Raw genomic sequence first — 20,969 nt, 5'->3', positions numbered from 1 at the left:
TTACTGCAATTTAAAAGCATAGATCTTTCAAAACTAGATACAAAAACCATAATACATTCAAATCAATTTCAAGAGTTTGATCCTGGCTCAGGATGAACGCTGGCTGTGTGCCTAATACATGCATGTTGAACGAAGCAGTGCTTGCACTGACTTAGTAGCGAATGGGTGAGTAACACGTACCTAACCTACCTTTAAGATTGGGATAACTATTGGAAACAGTAGCTAATACCAAATATGGGGTTCTTTCGCATGAAAGAGCCTTAAAAGAAGCCCTTAAAGCTTCACTTAGAAATGGGGGTGCGGAACATTAGTTAGTTGGTAGGGTAAAGGCCTACCAAGACGATGATGTTTAGCCGGGCCGAGAGGCTGTACGGCCACACTGGGACTGAGATACGGCCCAGACTCCTACGGGAGGCAGCAGTAGGGAATTTTCCACAATGAGCGAAAGCTTGATGGAGCGACACAGCGTGCAGGATGAAGGCCTTCGGGTTGTAAACTGCTGTTGCAAGGGAAGAAAAAATAAGATAGGAAATGATCTTTAATTGACGGTACCTTGTTAGAAAGCGATGGCTAACTATGTGCCAGCAGCCGCGGTAATACATAGGTCGCGAGCGTTATCCGGAATTATTGGGCGTAAAGAGTTCGTAGGTTGTTTGTTAAGTCTGAAGTTAAATACTGGAGCTCAACTCCAGCCCGCTTTGGATACTGGCAAACTGGAATTGCAAAGAGGTTAGCGGAATTCCTAGTGAAGCGGTGGAATGCGTAGATATTAGGAAGAACACCAATAGGCGAAGGCAGCTAACTGGTTGTATATTGACACTGAGGAACGAAAGCGTGGGGAGCAAACAGGATTAGATACCCTGGTAGTCCACGCCGTAAACGATGATCATTAGTTGGTAGAAAAATTTACCGACGCAGCTAACGCAGTAAATGATCCGCCTGAGTAGTATGCTCGCAAGAGTGAAACTTAAAGGAATTGACGGGGACCCGCACAAGCGGAGGAGCATGTGGTTTAATTTGAAGATACGCGTAGAACCTTACCCACTCTTGACATCCCTTGCAATGCTATAGAGATATAGCGGAGGTTAACAAGGTGACAGATGGTGCATGGTTGTCGTCAGCTCGTGTCGTGAGATGTTAGGTTAAGTCCTGCAACGAGCGCAACCCTTGTCTTTAGTTACTAATATTAAGTTAAGGACTCTAGAGAGACTGCCTGGGTAACCAGGAGGAAGGTGGGGACGACGTCAAATCATCATGCCTCTTACGAGTGGGGCAACACACGTGCTACAATGGTTGGTACAAAGAGAAGCAATATGGTGACATGGAGCAAACCTCAAAAAACCAATCTCAGTTCGGATTGAAGTCTGCAACTCGACTTCATGAAGTCGGATTCGCTAGTAATCGCAGATCAGCTACGCTGCGGTGAATACGTTCTCGGGTCTTGTACACACCGCCCGTCACACCATGGGAGTTGGTAATGCCCGAAGCCGGTTAGTTAACTTCGGAGACGACTGTCTAAGGCAGGATCGATGACTGGGGTGAAGTCGTAACAAGGTATCCCTACGAGAACGTGGGGATGGATCACCTCCTTTCTACGGAGTACAAAGACATCTTTTTAATTTGGCGTATTTCAAAATCCTTTATTTAAAAATTAATTAATATAAAGTAAAGGTTATTATGGGCTTAGCCAAAAAGTTTTGTATCTAGTTTTGAAAGATTTATCTTTTAAATTCAATAGTTCTTTGAAAACTGAATAGCAAATATTTGAATAATTTCAAAATATTTCAACAACGACATTAAAAAATAAACCGAGTCTAACTGTTAAAGTTAGCAAAATAAATTAGATACCTTAGATATATAAATCTAAACAATAGGCTTAAAAAAATACAAGTTATATTAGCTTTTAAATAAGTAAGAGTATATGGTGGATGCCTTGGGTCTGGAAGTCGATGAAGGACGTGAATACCTGCGATAAGCCTCGTGGAGCTGGATTGCGCTGTGATACGGGGATTTCCGAATGGGGGAACCTAACTAGATAAACTCTAGTTGATTTATAATGAATCCATAGTTATAAATGCGAGACACGTTGTGAACTGAAACATCTTAGTAGCAACAGGAAAAGAAAATAAATAATGATTTCGTTAGTAGTGGCGAGCGAATGCGAAAGAGCCCAAACCATCAATTAGATGGGGTTGTAGGACATTCTATATAGAGTTACAAAAATTTATTATAGTTGAAAAAGTTGGGAAGCTTTGACAAAGAGGGTGATATCCCCGTAAACGAAATAATAGATTCTCTTGAGTGTATCCTGAGTAGGGCGGGGCACGTGAAACCCTGTCTGAATCTGCCGGGACCACCCGGTAAGGCTAAATACTAACCAGACACCGATAGTGAAACAGTACCGTGAGGGAAAGGTGAAAAGAACCCCGGGAGGGGAGTGAAATAGATTCTGAAACCGTATACTTACAATTAGTCAGAGCCCGTTAATGGGTGATGGCGTACATCTTGCAGTATGGGCCGGCGAGTTATGTTAACATGCGAGGTTAAGTGGAAAAAAACGGAGCCGTAGGGAAACCGAGTCTTAATAGGGCGCTTTAGTATGTTGATATATACCCGAAACCAGGTGATCTATCCATGAGCAGACTGAAGCTTAGGTAAAACTAAGTGGAGGGTCGAACCGTAGTACGCTAAAAAGTGCCCGGATGACTTGTGGATAGCGGTGAAATTCCAATCGAACCTGGAGATAGCTGGTTCTCCTCGAAATAGCTTTAGGGCTAGCGTGTAGTGTTAAGCATTGGGGGTAGAGCACTGAATATGGAATGGCGGCGCCTAGCTGTACTGACTATAATCAAACTCCGAATACCAGTGTGTATTACTATGCAGTCGGAACATGGGTGATAACGTCCGTGGTCGCGAGGGAAACAACCCAGATCGTCAGCTAAGGTCCCAAAATTATGTTAAGTGAGAAAGGTTGTGAGGTTTCCTAAACAACTAGGATGTTGGCTTAGAAGCAGCCATCATTTAAAGAGTGCGTAATTGCTCACTAGTCAAGAGATCTTGCGCCAATAATGTAACGGGACTAAACATAATACCGAAGCTACGGGTACGAAAGTACGTTAGAGGAGCGTTCTAAGTGGCGGTGAAGCTAAACCGCGAGGATTAGTGGAGTACTTAGAAGTGAGAATGCCGGCATGAGTAACGATTCGGAGTGAGAATCTCCGACGCCTATTGGGAAAGGTTTCCTGGGGAAGGTTCGTCCACCCAGGGTTAGTCAGGACCTAAGATGAGGCAGACATGCATAGTCGATGGATAATAGGTTAATATTCCTATACTTCCTATAAAAGTGATGGAGTGACGGAGAAGGATAATACTACCACTTATTGGATTGTGGGGTAAGCAACAAGAAGGATAGTTTGGCAAATCCGGCTATCATAACTTTGAGTTGTGATGCATAGTGAAAGAGCAATCAAGTAGCGAATTGTATGATTTCATGCTTCCAAGAAAAGCTTCTAACGCTAATTTTATAGGAACCTGTACCGAGAACGGACACACGTTCCCAAGATGAGTATTCTAAGGCGAGCGAGAAAACCAATGTTAAGGAACTCTGCAAAATTATCCCGTAAGTTCGCAAGAAGGGATGCCTACTTTAAGTAGGCCACAGTAAAATGGGGGGGGTGACTGTTTATCAAAAACACAGCTCTCTGCTAAGTCGCAAGACGATGTATAGGGGGTGACGCCTGCCCAGTGCCCGAAGGTTAAGTGGAGCTGTAAGCATTAGCGAAGCAGTAAAATGAAGCCCGGGTGAACGGCGGCCGTAACTATAACGGTCCTAAGGTAGCGAAATTCCTTGTCAACTAATTATTGACCTGCACGAAAGGCGTAACAATCTCCCCACTGTCTCAACATTGGACTCGGTGAAATTATGGTCCCAGTGAAAACGCTGGGTACCCGCATCAAGACGAAAAGACCCCGTGGAGCTTTACTATAGCTTCGTATTGAAAATTGGTCTAACATGTGTAGGATAGGTGGGAGACTTTGAAGTAAGGACGCCAGTTCTTATGGAGTCAACCTTGAAATACCACCCTTGTTATATTGATTTTCTAACTTGCTTCCATTATCTGGAAGGAGGACAGTGCGTGGTAGGTAGTTTGACTGGGGCGGTCGCCTCCTAAAAGGTAACGGAGGCGTTCAAAGTTACACTCAGTATGGTCAGAAACCATATGAAGAGCGCAAAGGTAGAAGTGTGATTGACTGTGAGACCTACAAGTCGAGCAGGTGCGAAAGCAGGACTTAGTGATCCGGCGGTACATTGTGGAATGGCCGTCGCTCAACGGATAAAAGCTACCCCGGGGATAACAGGCTTATCTTCCCCAAGAGATCACATCGACGGGAAGGTTTGGCACCTCGATGTCGGCTCATCGCATCCTGGAGCTGGAGTCGGTTCCAAGGGTTTGGCTGTTCGCCAATTAAAGCGGTACGCGAGCTGGGTTCAGAACGTCGTGAGACAGTTCGGTCCCTATCTGATGTGGGCGTTGGAATATTGATGAGAGCTGCTCTTAGTACGAGAGGACCGGAGTGGACGTACCACTGGTGCTCCAGTTGTTTCGCCAGAAGCACAGCTGGGTAGCTAAGTACGGAAAGGATAACCGCTGAAGGCATCTAAGCGGGAAGCCTCCTCAGAGATTAATGTTCCCTTGAAATTCCTTATAGACGATGAGGTTGATAGGTTGGAAGTGTAAGTGTAGTAATACATTCAGCTGACCAATACTAATAAATTGATTGATTTAATAGCTAAATATTTAGGTATTTAATTTATAGAAAAACAAAGTTTAATTTGCTATTCAGTTTTGAAAGAACTAGGCTCCTAAAAAGGAGTTTTTTTATTTTTAAAAATAAAAAATTCAGTTATAATCAATATATGGATAATTCATTTAAAAATTTTTGCCAAGCAATTTCATTTGAATTTAATGATAATTTTCAAAATGTTGTTGTTGATTATGTTGAATACGATAAAAATAGTGATTTTTATCTTGTAAATTTATCACTAAATAATCCATTAGATATTTGGGATTTTAAAAAATTTTATCAAAAAGTACAACAATCACAAATTAAATTTGATTTACGAATTAAATATCAAAATATTGATAATTTAAAAGAAAAAATAAAAGATTATTTTGAATATGCATATTTATTAACAAATGCAGTATTTGAATTTTTAGAAAATAAGCAATATACTATTGAAAATAATAAAATGATTATATATACAAATGATAAAAAAGAAGTAGAGGAACAGAAAAAACATAATTTTTCAAAAATTTCATTTTATTTAGAAAATTGGGGTTTTAATAAAATAGAAATAAAATTAGAAGAAAATAAAAGCATCAACCAAGATGAAGGTCAAATAATAAAACATAATAGTCATTTTAAAAATGAAGTGGATGATGATTTATATCAAAATGTTTTGATTGAACAAGTTTTAAATAGTGATTATTTTAAAGTTAAAGTAGTTGGAATGATAGTGGATCAACAAATAATTAAAAACAAATCAGGACTTTGAATAATCATTTTAACAATAACTAATAATAATCATAACATTAAGGTAAAAACATTTGCAAAAACGGAAAAAGAAAAATCTGAAATTCAAAATTATTTAAATGGACTAAATGTTTTTGTAAAAGGTAAATATATTCAAGATAATATTTTAAATGAAAAAATTATTAGTGCTAATAAAATAAAAATAATCAGTTAAAATAAATTCAATTTTAATAATCACATCATTTTTATGATGTTTTTATTATTTTAATTTAAAATACAAAAAAGTGCCTATTTAAGGCACTAATTATAAAATTAATTTAGTTATTTATTAGAATTATTTTTGCTTTTCACTCTATCCATATAATCTCTCAATGCTAAACCAACACCATTTTGATTGTATGTGCTAGTGTGAAATTTTGCAATTTTTTTAGTATCATCCCCAGAGTTTTCCATAGCATAAGAAAAATCTGAAATTTCAAGCATTGTTCAATCATTAGGACTATCACCTATAGTCATTGCATTTTCTATTTTTTCATTAAAAACATTTTCACTTAATCATCTAGCTGCTTGTCCTTTTGAAGATTTTTTCATTGTGATTTCTATGTGTTGCTTTCTCATATAAACGATATTAATATCTAAATCTTTTATTTCTAAATAAATATTTTTAATATTTTCTTCAGTATCAAAAACTTCCATTTTTACAACATTAGGATGTGGCTTATCATTTAGTTCAACCATATCTCTTGTGAATAATGAATAATCATAACAGTAATCAAATTCTTTTTTAACATTAGCTGTAAAAAAACGATAATCTGTTCAATAATTTATATGAGATTTATATTTTTGAGCAGCTAAAATAATTTTATTTTGAATATCAATGGGAAATCTATTAATATAAATAAATTTATCTTCTTTAGTATCTAAAATAGCACTACCATTTGAAGTTATTAAATATCTAACATTTAAATCGGCAGCTAGTTTACGATGTCTAGCGAATGCGGGATTACCCGTTGAAATAACAAATTCTCCATTATTTTTTTGAAAATTTAATATATCTTTTTTTAACTCTTCAGAAACAGTAAAATCTCTTCCATATATTGTTCCATCCACATCGGAATAACAAATCATTTTTTTTATCATATTTTTGATTATATCACATTATTTATATAATTAAAGTTAGTTATTTACTTTTATTTTTAAAAAACTTTTTATAAATTTTTATAAAAACAATTGATAACACAGGTGTTATGATTAAAAAAACAGATAAAATTCATCAATAATTTTTAACTTGTTGATTTTTATTTAACAATTCCCTTTTAATATTATTAAATTGTTCATTAGTTAAATAATTAATAACAGTAAATTGACTTTTGCCTTTTATCGAAGGATTTTTAGATGAAATAATATTGAAATTTAAGTAATTATTACCAATATTAGAGATAAGTTTTTTCAATACCTGCTCATTATCAATGTTTTCAATTACATAATGTTCATCATATCTTAATGAAATATTGGATAATTGCTTTTCAATCATTTGTTTAATTTTTTGTTTTAAATTATTTAAATTGGTTTCACTAATTTTTATCTCATTAATTTTCACATATGATAAATCAATTGTAGTTTCAGAATTTGAGGATTTTAAATAAACTCTAAAAGTTAAATCACTTTTTATATGCTGATTTTTTCCTTTTATTTTAAATAAAATTCACTTATTTTTATTAATTTTTAATTCCAATACTTTATTGTTAAAATTTTCAATTATTAAATCTTCAGGAATACTAATATTATATTTAGATAATTGAAAATTAACATTATTTAAAATTAAATTACTAAGTTGATTAATGTGATCATCTTCCAATTCAATGTCATCAATTTTTAAATCTTTAATATTATAATTAATAATTTCAGTTCTTTCTTTATTTAAAAAATTGAAAATTTTTAAAACTTTAGCTAAATTATTATGAGACATTGATTTTAATTTAATAAATGCAAAATCATTTTCACTTTGATTTGTTAAATTTGCTATTTCATCAATTTTCGTTTCAAAATTTTCAATAACATAATCAACTTTATATTTATATTTTTTATCAATTGTGTTTTCGAGAAATGAAATAATTTCATTTTCTATTTCTTGTTTATTTTCAATTCCATTTAATTTTATTTCATCAATATTAATATTTTTAAAAATATTTTCGCTTTTAATAAAATTATAGTTCGATAAATCTAAAGTTAATATTTTTTCATTATTTTTAATATAAAATTGTTCATTAAATTGTTCGATAATTTTAAAATCAAAAATCAATTTGTTATTTTCGATAGTTAAATCATAAAATGTTTTATTTTTATTTTCAAAATTAAATCACTGATCAGTTATTCAATTATTTTCAAATTCACTAAAACTTATATTATTAAGATATTGTTTAATATGTAAATAATTAAAACTTGGAGTGATTTTAGTTTTGCTTTCATCATTTAACAATTGCTTATCAGCATCGTCTTCGTTTTTTCAAACGATTGAAATAATTTCATATTTTTTTGCTAATATATAATCACCATTTAACAACTCTTTTTTAATATTAAAATGAATTTCCAATAAATTTTTGTTTTCTTTATGTAAATTAAATCTATATTCAATTAGATTTTTATTTTCAAAATCCATCAAATAATCATTTTTATTTAATAAATTAATATCAAAATTTTCTTTATTTTGTAATAGGAAAAAATCTTTAATTTTTCTTTCATTAATTAATGGATTAATTAAAATAAAAAAATTTTGATCGGTTGTTAAATGACTATAAGCATCATTTATGTATTCTTTTCAAAATTTTATAATATTTGAATATGATAATTTATAAATTTCTTTTTCAACTATATTTTTCTTTTTTATTAAAAAATTTTTCAAATTCATTCCTTGTTTACTTTGAAAAAATGCACTAATTTTTGAATTAACATAAATTTCAGAAAAAGTTTTTTTAGGACTATAATCACCTATTAAAATTAGTTTATAAGCATCCATCCCATTTTTAGTTCGGTAACTAAAAAGCCACAATCCAGAACTTGAAAAATAATTGTTTTGACTATTAGTGATTAAAACTTTTTTATTCATTTTTTTATTTTCTTCTAGTTTAAAAGAATTATATTCATTTTTAACTTTAAATAATTGAATTATTTCATATTCCTGATTGATTGTTAAATTAACTCCCTTTCCCGCTACAATTGCTTCAGCAATAAAACCAGTATTTATATTTTCGATATTTTTAACCAGTTTTTTATTTTCATCAATAGGATCTTGAAAAAATCTTGTATTACTTGGTAATAAATTTAAATTATCTGAATAATCTACTCAAACAATTTCCGACTTCAATCCTGTTTCTGGATTAATTAAAGGATCGTATTTAGGATTTTTAATTGCATCACCGTTTTTATCTTTATAATTTTCTCCATTTTCATCGACTAAAAAAGGAGTGATTAATTCTTTTTGTTCGGGATGAATATTGGGATTTCATGCAAATCATTTGGCATTTAAATTACTATAATTTTTCGAAATTTCAATAATCATTGTTCAACGGTAAATTTCTTTTTTATTTTCTCCATAAATATCTTTTTTATCAAATGAAATTAGTTCAATTTTATAAATATTTTCATCTGAATCGTGATCATTAATATAATCTAAATCGTAATAAAAATTTTTATCTAAAACATCAATTGGTTTATCATTTATTAATAAAATTTCATTTTCAGCTTCTGCTGCTTTAAATATTAATTTTACTGGAGCATTATATATTCAATGTCCACCAAAATCAGATGATTTATTTAATGGATTTTTTGAATTTTCTTTAAGTTTGGGAATATCATTTTTTAAATTTAAGGTTTTTATATCTGTAAAATCTAAATATTTACTTGGAATAATTATTAATCTTTCGTTAATATTTTTATTTTCATATTTATCAGTATTTTTATAATTAATAGTTATTTTATCATCCAGAATCAATGTTTGAACTTTATTTTGAATTTTATCAACATATTCAATATAAAATTTAAGATACTCATAACCTCTTATATACCGAGTAGAATATTTAAATTTAAAAAGATTTTTATTATTAATTTTTAACTTATTATCTCAAAAATCCTTAATTTTTTGTTCCAAAAAATATAAATTAGAATTAAAATAGCTATTATCATTTTTTGTATAAAGTCCATTTAACGAACCTGTATCAGAGTTTATTGTAATTTTTTTATGTGGTTCTATAAATTCGCTATTAAATGTTTTTTGAATAGCTGATATTGAGTTTAATAATTCTAACTGTTCTGTTTTTAGTAAATCATAATTAACATCAACTTTATAAGAAACCTTTACTTTAAAACTTTTTATTCTACTATATTTTTCATAAATATTATTAGTTTCATCTGTGTGGATTTTAAAATTCAATTCGATTTTTAAATTGCTTATAAATAAACTTTTTAAATATTTTCCAGCAGAATTATATTTCATTTTATATGCAGCTACTTTTTCTTTTAATTTTTTAAAAACAAAATCAGATAAATTCAAACCATAGCTTCCATAGTCAGAAAACTGAAGTTTATTATTATTGGGATTATCAGATTCTAGTCCAAAGCTAAATTGTAAATTATCAACAGAATTATCTAGCGCATTAATTTTATTATTGGTACTTTGAATTGCAAAATCTCCATTATCATAATCTAAACCATTAGGTCTATGCTTAGAACCGATATATTCTTTTCTGCCTCAATTAAATAAGGAAATATGCCCATATCCTTCAAGTCCCATAGCAATATTGATATTTGCTCCATAAGTTCCTGAATTTAAAATATTTTCTCAATTAAAAAGAGGGGCACCTCCTCTTTTGCTTGTATATTCATGATTTGCAGTTTTTTTATTTCAATAAATTCCGTTATAAAATCTAGTAAAGGGTTTATTATAATTATCAATTGAATTTAAAGGTCGATTAGCTAAACTCTTATTTAAAAGATTATATATTGATTTTTCATCGTTATAACTATCATTAAAACTATAATTTAAATTTATTTTAGAATTTTCTAAATTTTCTTTTTCTGTTTTTACTAATGCCGAAAGCGATCAAAGCGGAGTTGTTAGTGGTAAAAAAGAAAAAAGAAATTTTTTATTTTTCAACTTTTTCCTTAAAAAAGAATTTCTTTTCAAAATCATTATACATAAATTTAAAATAAACTTTCTTTTTCTGAGAACTGACTAACAAACATTCACCTCTTCCTGAATTTAAAAGAAAATCAGAATCATATTTATTTAATAAATTAAAACTTTCATTGTTTTCCGGGCTATAAATATTATTAATTAACTTAATGTCTTCGCCTGGCAAATTAAAAAAGAATTTATATTGAATATTTTTTAATATTCCACTAGTTTTATTACTAATAGCTTGAGTAATCCCTAAATCTGTAGGATTTTGAGTGGCTAAAACTAACGAACCTTGAAATTTCCTAATTGTTTTTGCACTGTCAAAAACAAAATCTAAAATTTCAGTATGCTTTTCGCCCATAAATTTGTGAAGTTCATCAAAAACTAATAAACTTTTTTTATTATTAATAAAGTGATTTGACATTATCTTTCCATTAATTTGATAAAGAATTAAAAAGAAAAAGGCACTAATATTAGTTAATGTTGAATTTTCAACAAAGGCTTTAGTATCAATTACTGTAAAATCATGATTTAAATTAATATTAGTATAGTTGTTGTAATTTTTTTCATAAATTCCATTATTTTGAAAATTAGTTTTTAATCATTCGCTTAGTTTTATTTTTTCTTTTTCATATACCTTTTTATAAACATCATTAAAATGTAAATTATCAATTTCTTTTATAAAATCATCAAATATAGGAAATTTTTTATTTTCTAATAAAAGTAAATTTTTAATATTATAAAGGTTAAATTTTTTGTATAAAGATTTTAAGGACATATTAATAATTGTCTCTTTTTCTTCAGTTCAATTTGGAATTAATATTTTAATTCAGTTCATAAAAAAGGTGATATGATTAGAGATTAATATTTCATTATTTACATTTTTAGAATAATTATTGTTAGCTAAAATTTGTAAAGGATTAATTGTGGTATTCCCTACTCCTAAATCTATTCAACTAATATTAAAAATGTCGCTAAAATCTTGATATTCTCTTTGAGGATCGATAATAATTACCGAACTTTTATTCTTTAAATAATTATCTAAAATTAACTTTTTAATTGCGGTAGTTTTTCCTCTACCTGATGTCCCAAAAAATATACAGTTTGAATTAGTATGTAGTGTATTTCTTTTTCAAATATCTAAAATAATCGTTTGTTTTCTATTTCTTCCAACATAAAAAGAATTTTTATCGATGTTTTGTTCGTAAACAAATGGTCAACTGTAAGCAATATTTCTAGATACCATCTCAGTTGATTCTTTTAACTTATCATTATTTAAAAATGAATATGTATAATACCCTTCAATTTGTCGATAATTTAATTTATTAACTTTGCATTTTTCAGTTTTTAAATCTTTGTGAAGTGAAAATTGAATTTTATTTTTTAATTCTGCTATATTGTTTGCAAAGTTTGCAAACAAAATTGTTGATCGAAACAATTTTTGATTTTCAACATTAACAAGCATCATTGTTTCATTAATTGCTTCCATATTTTTAATATCTTTTTTATTTCGATAAAGCGATTTTTTATTAAAGGCAATATTTGTTAAAATCTTATTATTTGCTGCATTTAAAATTTTTTCATAATCATCAGTTTCAATATTTTCTAGATGTCAAACAATTCATGAATCATTTGAATTGAAAAAAGTTTCAGCTCACCCGATATTTAAATCTATTGAATATTCTCCGATGGTTTCGATTTTTCCACAAATACCATCAACAATAAAATGGTCTTTTTTGAACTTTATTTCATTAGGGAAAAAATCATTATTTAAATTTTCTTTTTTATAAGGATTATAAAATTTAAATAAAAAATCAGATGTTTGCTTTTTATTTAAAGCATTAGTATTGATTTCTAATTTATCAAGTAGATCAGCAAAATTTTGAAAATTTTCTTCTAATGTTTCAATATTATGAGAATAAAATATTGCATAGTAACGATCGCTTGATTGATTTTTTTCTAAATCTTGAAATTCTTTTTTATTTTCGTTTAAATAATCTATTATGTTATTTTGAATATTTTGATTTTTAGTTTCAAAAGAAATTTGTGAATCAATGTCATTTATTTTTTCACTTAAATTATCGTTTAAATTCAACTTAATAAAACTAATTTTATAATCTATACTATTAAAAATATTTATAAATTGATCAAGAAAATATTTTTTCTCAGATATATTTTTATTTCAAATATTAATTCCTGTAAATTCAACAATTTTTAAGTATTTATATTTACTTAAAATTAGATTTTTTAATTCTATATTTCCTTTTTCATCAATATTTTTAAAGTTATAAAGCGATTTTATATTAGCATTTTTTGATTTTTTTGAATATATTTTATTTTCTGTTCAATATTTAAAAATTCTTCAACAAGTTATTCATAATCGAGCATTATGTGAAGGTATATATATCATTAATGGTAAGGAAAATAATATCAAAATAACAATCAAAGAAATTGAAATAATTTTTTTATGCTTTACATAGTTAGGAATAATAAATCATCCAACTATCATTATAAAAAATATAAGCGAAAAACAAAAAATAATATCTGATAAATATAAATTAGTATAAATCAAAATTTTATTTTTTTTAATACTTTTTGGTTGTAACATTTTTTATCCTTTCTAATAAACTGTTTTTATTTTCAAAATTATTTTTCTTATAATTATTTTCGAAATTTAAATTTGAATAAAAAGTTTGTTTTCTGTCAAAATCGCTATCTTTAATTAAATTTTGATTATTTATCACTTTTTCATTAAATACTTTATTTCAATCTTCAAAGCTAGTTTTAGAATAATTTTTAACAATTGAATTTAAAACTGAATTTTGCTCAATTATTTGTTTAAATTCATTTATGTTATCTTTATTTTTATATTTTTCTTCTAAAATTTTTGAAACTAATTTGATTATTTGTAAACACCCAATTGCACCTCCTACAGTTAAGATTGACCTTAAGCTTAATTTTTCAAAATGTCCTAATTCTTCAATGTTATTGATTCATTGATTTAAAATTAGTGCATAAAATGCAAATAATTTGATAGCAAAAATATATGAAAAAATCACTACTATTTTCGATAAAAACATCTTTCTTCATATTAAATATCTTTTTCCTTTATCAATCATAATTGATGAAAAAACAAAAGGAGAAATTATAAATAAAAATAAATATTGAAAAGTTTTATTAGTAAGATTGAGTGCTGCTTTTATAAAAATAATAATTAGCGAAATGCCCACTATTGAAGAGAAAAATATTAATTCACTTGAGCTGATTTTTAAATTCTTATATGCTTCAAAGGGGATAACATCAAAATTATCGTATGCACTTTTTTGCCAAAGATTTTCATCAATATTATCTGGTTTTAATAATTTAAATAATTCTTGACCGACATTTTTTTCTTCCCCAAAAGGAATTAATGCAACTTCAAATAATTTATATGAAATTGAAAGAATCATAAAAGTAATTAGTGGAATACTAAAAATTAAAAAAATTGAGGGGATAATATTTTTTAATACGCTCATTAGTGAAGAATTTTCACTACCTCTGTTTCTTTCAAATGCTCATCTTAAAATACAAGATATAAAAATTATTAGAAAAACTATTGAATTTAATATCATAAATGCAATTAAGAAAATAGGTAATTGTATTTCAGAATATTTTAAATCTTTTTCGCTATTATTAAATAATAAAAAATTAATTAATGGCAATTCCATTCATTTAAATAATTTACTTAACGATGATAAAAAACGAAATGGAATTGTAATAAAAAGATATCAAAATCCTTTAAAAAATTGATAAAAAATTCTATCTACTATATCGAACATATTTTAATTTATTGAACTTGAAATTTGTCCAGAATTACTTGCTGCCCTTGTGGTAATATCGACTGCAAAATTAACACCGATTGCAAATATTATTACAATCACAACAAAAATAACTAAAATAATTATTAAATGAATAATATTACTTTTTCTTTTTTCTCCACTGGAATAAACGATTTTTATTCCAGTATAAATTGCTGCTATCATTAATAAAAGTCCAACAAGACCTGAAAATGCTGATAGAATAATAAAACCAATTGAATTGGTTTGCTGAGCTAATTCATTAATAACTTGTGAGTTACTAGAACTATCGAATAATTTGAATTCCACTATCTTCCTCCTTTATCATCGTGCACATCTTTAATTGAAGTAATTAAAGTTGCTCCTTGTTTTATTAATTGTGCATTGCCATCATTTTCTTCAAAATCTCCAGGATAGCAAAATATATCTTTTCCTAAATTTAAAAAGTTATTCACTAAATTCATTATTCCACTATCGCTATTAGAAGAATAAATTACTAAAGAGCTTGCTAGTGCTGCTACAATGCGATTTCTATTTTTTAATTTTGTTTTTGATAAATTTACATTTTCTGGATATTCAGAAATTACCAAGATATTTTCATTAACATCAACTTTTTTAGCAAAATAAGGATTATTTAAACCATTAGCTGATATGTAAATAATTTTTCCGTTATTTTTTAAAAAATAGTCATTTATTGGTACATCTAAATTTTTATAATAACAAGTTATTAAAGTGTGTCTTTTAATAACTTCAGGTAGTGATTGATTTAAATACTTTGTTACCCTTTCATTATTTTTATCGCCAGAAAGCGCTATTTTATATTGCTGATTTAGCAAGTTTAAATTTCCTTTGTAAAATATTACAAATGGCGGTTTTGCTAAATTCTTAAACTCTTGTGGATATAATTCATCCATAATAGTTACTGCGTTAATTTTTTTGGTTTTTATTTGCTCTTCTAAATTAGAAATTTCTTCATTTGAAATTTTTTCTTGCCGCTTTAATGCATCTAAAATATCTGCGAAATTTCCATGGTATTTAATTGCAAAATATATTAGTATTGTTTCCATTTTTTCCTCCGCATATAATGTCAATTTTTTGCCATTTTTGTCAAAAAAAAGAAAAATTTAGGAAAAACAGGCGATTTTTCCTAAAAAATAACCACTAAAAAGTAAAAAAAATGAATAACTTTTGAATAGAACAATCCCATTTTAATCGCAAAATTTTATTAAAAAAACTTCCTTATTTTAAGGAAGTTAATTTATTTTAAATGTTTTTAAAAAGGTTGTAATTTAATTATAATTACTACTTTTTATAGTTTTTTATATCGTCTTTATGAAAGGATTTTAGCATTTTAATATCTTCTTTAATTTCCTTAATATCCTCCCCTTGTTTCACTTGAGTTTCTTCTATTCTATCTAATCTAATATTTATTTTCTCAATATCTTCCCCTTGTTTTACTTGGGTTTCTTCTATTCTATCTAGTCTAATATTTATTTTTTTAATATTCTCATTATGTTGCACTTGAACAGCTTTGATTTCTTTGATATCTTGGCTGTGTTGTGCTAAAACGACTTTAATTTCTTTAATTTCTTCGCCTTGTTTTTGCTGAACATCTTTAAGAATTTTGATATCTTTAGAATTTTCATTTGTTTGTTTTTGCACATCCAAAAGTACTACTTGCATATTTACAACAAGATCGTAAACTTGTTCAAGTGTAATTTTTTTCTTTCTATTTCTCTCTTCTTTCATTTCACTCCCCTCTCCAATAATTATATATTTTATTTGACTATTTTCTAAAATTTTTCACTCAACTTTTTTAAATTTTCGAAGACCTTTTAATGCTTCTTTTTCAGAGACGATAATATTATTTTTATTATTTTTTTCCATTTTGTCCTCCATATATAATGTCAATTTTTAGTGATTTTTGCCAAAAAAAGGAAAAATTTAAGAAAAATAGGCGATTTTTCCTAAAAATTTAGTGTTGAAACACATAAAAACTTTTGTAAAAAATAATCACACTTAGACAGTGGATTTTATTAAAAAAAGACCTTCTTAATTTGAGAAAGTCAGTTTATTTTTAAAAAGGATGCAACTTAATTATTCTTATTATTTTTATAGTTTTTTATATCGTCTTTATGAAAGGATTTTAGCATTTTAATATCTTCTTTAATTTCCTTAATATCCTTTCCTTGTTTCACTTGAGTTTCTTCTATTTTATCTAGTCTAATATTTATTTTCTTAATATCCTCTCCTTGTTTCACTTGGTTTTCTTCTATTCTATCTAGTCTAATATTTATTTTTTTAATATTCTCATTATGTTGCACTTGAACGGCTTTGATTTCTTTAATTTCTTCGCCTTGTTTTTGCTGAACATCTTTAAGAATTTTGATATCTTTAGAATTTTCATTTGTTTGTTTTTGCACATCCAAAAGTACTACTTGCATATTTACAACAAGATCGTAAACTTGCTCAAGTGTAATTTTTTTCTTTCTATTTCTCTCTTCTTTCATTTCACTCCCCTCTCCAATAATTATATATTTTATTTGACTATTTTCTAAAATTTTTCACTCAACTTTTTTAAATTTTCGAAGACCTTTTAATGCTTCTTTTTCAGAGACGATAATATTATTTTTATTATTTTTTTCCATTTTGTCCTCCATATATAATGTCAATTTTTAGTGATTTTTGCCAAAAAAAGGAAAAATTTAGGAAAAACAGGCGATTTTTCCTAGAAATTCATTTAACAAAAAATAATTTATTAATAATTTATGCTAAAATTTTTCTATGAATTACAAAAAATATTTTAATTATTTAGTTTCATGATTGAAAGAAGAAGTTGAAAAAGCCAATATGAAGGGGGTTATTGTAGGGCTTTCTGGGGGAATAGATTCATCTTTAGTTGCAGTTATTGCCAAAAAAGCCTTTCCTAACAATTCTTTAGGTGTAATTTTACCAATTAACAGTATGAAAAATGATAAAGATGATATAAAAAAATTAGTTTCAAAATTCGAAATTGAAAGTATAGAAATTAATTTAAAATCCACTTATGATATGCTTTTATCACAAATTCCTTTAAATGACAAATTGGCAATAGCAAACATAAAACCAAGATTAAGAATGACGACTTTGTATGCGTTAGCACAAGAGAAAAAATACTTAGTTTTGGGTACAGATAATTTTTCTGAAATGTTTTTAGGATATTTTACAAAATATGGCGATGGTGGAGTTGATTTGCTTCCGATTGTTCAATTGACTAAGTATCAAGTTAGACAATTATCTAAAGAATTAAATATTCCTGAATCGATTATTTCAAAAGTTCCGACTGCAGGTTTATGAGATGGACAAAGTGACGAACAGGAATTAGGATTTACTTATGATGATTTTGATCAATATTTAAAAGATAAAAGTAAATTATCAGAAAAAATTATTAATTTAATAGAAAAGCAACATAAAATAACAGAACATAAAAGAAGTCCTCTTCCAAGACCTAAAAAGCCAGAAGATATTTTATAAAAAAACATCGAGAATTGTTCGATGTTTTTTTATAATTTTTTTTAAATTAATTAAATTATTTGCTTTTTTAATGCTAAATATTATTTTTTTATAAAAGCAAAAAAATAAATAACTTGTCAAAAAAAAAAAAAAAAAAAGTAGTTTTTGAAAATTAAGTTTTAAAACCATAGCATATTAAATATTATTATTTATAATTTTAATAATATTAAAAGGAAAGAAAAAGGGCGGATGAAAAGTAGAGGATTTAAAAAAATATTAGCAATAATAACTTTAGGATTTACTGGAGCAGCAATTGGGTCTACTACCATTGTTCCATTTATTTGACGTAATTGAAAAACAATTCAGTATTATGATGTTCTAGACATTAGTCAAAATAGCGAAAAAACAACAGATACTTCTGTATTTTTTTCATTTGAATTTAGCGATAAACACTTATTTAATTTAGAAAAAAATCAAATTAGTGTTTCAATTTTAGAAAAACCAAATAGCGATGATGAAAAAGTGGTTCAAACTGGTTTTGCTAAATATATTTCTGGATTAAGAAGATGAGAATTTCAATCAGATTTAGTTAATAAATTAAAAGCGGGTGAGAAATATAAAATTAAATTTAATTCGGATGATGAAAAGAAAAAAATTAAAATAATTAATAGCGATAAAGCATTTGTTTATACTAAAGCAAATGTTTTAGCATTTGAATTTAAAACTTTATCTCCTTCTGAAAAAGAAGTTAAAGTTAAATTTGCAGATAATGTTAAGTCATTAGAAAATAAAATGGCAGAAATTAAATATCATTTTCTAGTAGATGATGGAAATGGGAAATTAATAAAAACTGATCAAACAACAAGCGAACCTTCTCTTATTAGAAATGGAGAATCGATATTTATATTAAAAAATTTACAACCATCAAGAAATTACATTATCGAAAGTGTATCATACATTGATAATAAGCAAAGTAATGGTTTAACAGCAACAAAATCAGTTGAAATTCCTTGAGATGAAAAAATTAATGAAAATGTATTTACAGGTGAAAAAGCACTTTTAACTCCTGAAATACCTTTATATGCATCAAATATTCAAAAAGTTGATTTAAAGACCGATAGTGCTACTGTGTTAGTTTCATTTACTAAAAATACAGGCGAATCGCTTGATAATTTTTTCACTGGTAGAAAAGCAATTTTAGAATATAAACTTAAAGATACAGAACAAATTTTTACAGCCGAATCACAGTTAAATGGAAGTGTTTCTAATTTTGAATTAAGTGAAAAAAATAATCACAAACTTCAATCAGGAAGTATTTATGAAATTATTTCAGTAAAAGTGGAAGGTGCTAATGTTTCATGAAGACCAACTATTAATAAAAATGATTTTTTAATAAAAACAAAAATTGGAGTAAATAGTTTAACAATAAAAGATATTCATAGCAAAGGGGCGACTATTGATATTGAAATTATTAGTCAAGATAATAAAGATGATATTGCCGATTCAAAAATTTTACTAGATATTGTTCCAAACTCTAATTACTCTATACCTGAGGTCGAGTTGAAATTAAAACCGGGAACAAATAATGTTTATATTGCTTCTTTAAAAATTGACGGATTAAATCGCGGTTTTACTCACACTGTTAATAGTGTAAAAATAAAAAAACCCGATAATCCTTTTAAAGCAGAAATTTTAGATTTTACAAATGAGTTAATAAGTGAAAGGAATAGACAATTTACTACAACTATCGGAACAGTTGAAATGAATTTACAAGGAAAAATTTTAACTAATTATAATTCAGCATCGATGAAATTTACTTTTGATTTAGATAACAGATTTATTAATGGCAAAAATTTAGTTTTAAAATATGTAAAAACTTCCCCAAAACATGCAGTTAAAGTATTTTTAAATGTAGATGAGAATAAATTTTGACCTACTTTATTTAAAGGAGATGAATCTAGAGGGATTTTTAGTGCTGTTGCTAAGGCTGAAAATAATTCTGTTTCATTTAATTTAGGTGGCGATTTAAATGAAAATAATGTTAATGGATCAAATCCTTTATTAGAACCAGGAACTATGTATGTTTTACATTCTATTGAATTTCAAGACAAAAATTTTCAAGAATTAAATGGTGCTAATTTTTCAATGGCTTTTGCAAATCAATCAAATCAGTTATTTTTAATTCCGCCTAGAATTAAATCAATAACTTATTCAGATATTACTGAAACAAGTGCAAAAGTCAAAATATACTTTTCTGACGATGCACAATATCTTTCTGTAGATAAAACTACTTTAAATTATGATGTATTATATTTTTATGATGAAAGACTTGTAAAGCTATTTTACCAACCAACTAATTTGAAGATGAACCCAGTTTCTACACGGATGTTTTTAGTTGATAATTACAGAGATAGTGTAGAGTTTGAATTGACTAATTTGCAAAAGGGGACCGACTATAAAATTACTGATCTCCATACTTTTAGAGAAGCTGATTTCTTTTACAAAGATGATCTTTTATTAAGGGAAGATAACGGATTTAGTACATTAGCAAATAATTTTGAGGTTCAAAGTATAAATATTAGTAAAATTTTAAATTCTAATAATAGTGTTAATGTTAATTTAGGTTTTAATTTAGCAACTGATTTAATTTTAGTGAATAAAGATGTTAAAGTTACTTATCAAGAAATTTTAAATAATTCAAATTCTAATACTAATGAATTTACTAAAAGTTTTACTACAACCATTAATGAAAATGGTGAAATCAACTATATATTAGATAATTTAAATCCTTCTTCATCATATAAAATTATTAAAATTGAAACAACTTCAGGTAAACAATACAACTTTACTTTCTCTGATTTAATTAAAGATAAATTATTATTTTCTACAAAAGATACAAATTAATAATTGCCTTTTATGTATTTAAAAAT

At 27.3% G+C, this 20,969-nt stretch carries 11 protein-coding genes and 2 rRNA genes; 5 read left to right on the top strand and 8 right to left on the bottom strand.

Going from position 1 to position 20,969, the window contains the following annotated elements:
* Window positions 1-64: 64 nt before the first annotated feature.
* From QEG99_RS02355 to QEG99_RS02345, 3 genes are all read left to right on the top strand, one after another.
* Window positions 65-1,592: ribosomal RNA gene (locus QEG99_RS02355) — 16S ribosomal RNA — on the top strand.
* Window positions 1,593-1,901: 309 nt separating this feature from the next.
* Window positions 1,902-4,792, top strand: a 23S ribosomal RNA gene (locus QEG99_RS02350).
* Together the 16S and 23S rRNA genes form the textbook arrangement of a ribosomal RNA operon.
* Window positions 4,793-4,918: 126 nt before the next feature.
* Window positions 4,919-5,749, top strand: coding sequence for a hypothetical protein (locus tag QEG99_RS02345; protein ID WP_280101598.1), 831 nt, complete (start codon window positions 4,919-4,921; stop codon window positions 5,747-5,749).
* Window positions 5,750-5,856: 107 nt separating this feature from the next.
* Here the strand turns inward: QEG99_RS02345 and QEG99_RS02340 are convergent, their stop codons facing one another.
* The 8 genes from QEG99_RS02340 to QEG99_RS02305 all read right to left on the bottom strand — a co-directional run bounded on the left by QEG99_RS02340 (window position 5,857) and on the right by QEG99_RS02305 (window position 17,195).
* Complete coding sequence (locus QEG99_RS02340; RefSeq protein WP_280101597.1) at window positions 5,857-6,675, bottom strand: HAD-IIB family hydrolase; 819 nt, start codon at window positions 6,673-6,675, stop codon at window positions 5,857-5,859.
* 40 nt (window positions 6,676-6,715) lie between these two features.
* On the bottom strand, window positions 6,716-10,687 hold the full coding sequence (locus tag QEG99_RS02335) for an Mbov_0399 family ICE element protein (RefSeq protein ID WP_280101596.1): 3,972 nt from the start codon (window positions 10,685-10,687) through the stop codon (window positions 6,716-6,718).
* On the bottom strand, window positions 10,677-13,319 hold the full coding sequence (locus QEG99_RS02330) for an Mbov_0397 family ICE element conjugal transfer ATPase (RefSeq protein ID WP_280101595.1): 2,643 nt from the start codon (window positions 13,317-13,319) through the stop codon (window positions 10,677-10,679). Before QEG99_RS02330 ends, QEG99_RS02335 begins: the two co-directional genes overlap by 11 nt.
* Complete coding sequence (locus tag QEG99_RS02325; protein WP_280101594.1) at window positions 13,297-14,529, bottom strand: Mbov_0396 family ICE element transmembrane protein; 1,233 nt, start codon at window positions 14,527-14,529, stop codon at window positions 13,297-13,299. The genes QEG99_RS02330 and QEG99_RS02325 overlap by 23 nt, the downstream gene beginning before the upstream one ends.
* Window positions 14,530-14,532: 3 nt before the next feature.
* Window positions 14,533-14,856, bottom strand: coding sequence for an Mbov_0395 family pilin-like conjugal transfer protein (locus QEG99_RS02320; RefSeq protein ID WP_280101593.1), 324 nt, complete (start codon window positions 14,854-14,856; stop codon window positions 14,533-14,535).
* On the bottom strand, window positions 14,856-15,614 hold the full coding sequence (locus tag QEG99_RS02315) for a DNA-processing protein DprA (RefSeq protein WP_280101592.1): 759 nt from the start codon (window positions 15,612-15,614) through the stop codon (window positions 14,856-14,858). The genes QEG99_RS02320 and QEG99_RS02315 overlap by 1 nt, the downstream gene beginning before the upstream one ends.
* Before the next feature lie 235 nt (window positions 15,615-15,849).
* Entirely contained in the window at window positions 15,850-16,434 is a 585-nt protein-coding gene (locus tag QEG99_RS02310; protein ID WP_280101591.1) for a hypothetical protein, read from the bottom strand.
* 206 nt (window positions 16,435-16,640) lie between these two features.
* Window positions 16,641-17,195 (bottom strand): hypothetical protein, encoded by a 555-nt coding sequence (locus tag QEG99_RS02305; RefSeq protein ID WP_280101590.1) that lies wholly within the window; start codon window positions 17,193-17,195, stop codon window positions 16,641-16,643.
* 136 nt (window positions 17,196-17,331) lie between these two features.
* Here QEG99_RS02305 and nadE point away from each other — a divergent pair, with 136 nt between their 5' ends.
* Both nadE and QEG99_RS02295 read left to right on the top strand, forming a co-directional pair.
* A complete protein-coding gene (gene nadE / locus QEG99_RS02300) occupies window positions 17,332-18,060 on the top strand; it encodes an NAD(+) synthase (protein WP_280101589.1) in 729 nt (242 codons plus the stop codon).
* A gap of 228 nt (window positions 18,061-18,288) precedes the next feature.
* Window positions 18,289-20,943 carry a hypothetical protein gene (locus QEG99_RS02295; protein WP_280101588.1) on the top strand — a complete coding sequence of 885 codons (2,655 nt, stop codon included), beginning with the start codon at window positions 18,289-18,291 and terminating at the stop codon, window positions 20,941-20,943.
* Window positions 20,944-20,969: the final 26 nt, after the last annotated feature.

Origin of the sequence: Mesomycoplasma lagogenitalium, assembly GCF_029854295.1 — a bacterium.
GTDB lineage: Bacteria > Bacillota_I > Bacilli_A > Mycoplasmatales > Metamycoplasmataceae > Mesomycoplasma_A > Mesomycoplasma_A lagogenitalium.
Note: the sequence above shows the minus strand (reverse complement) of the source record. Positions and strands in the feature narration are given on the sequence as shown.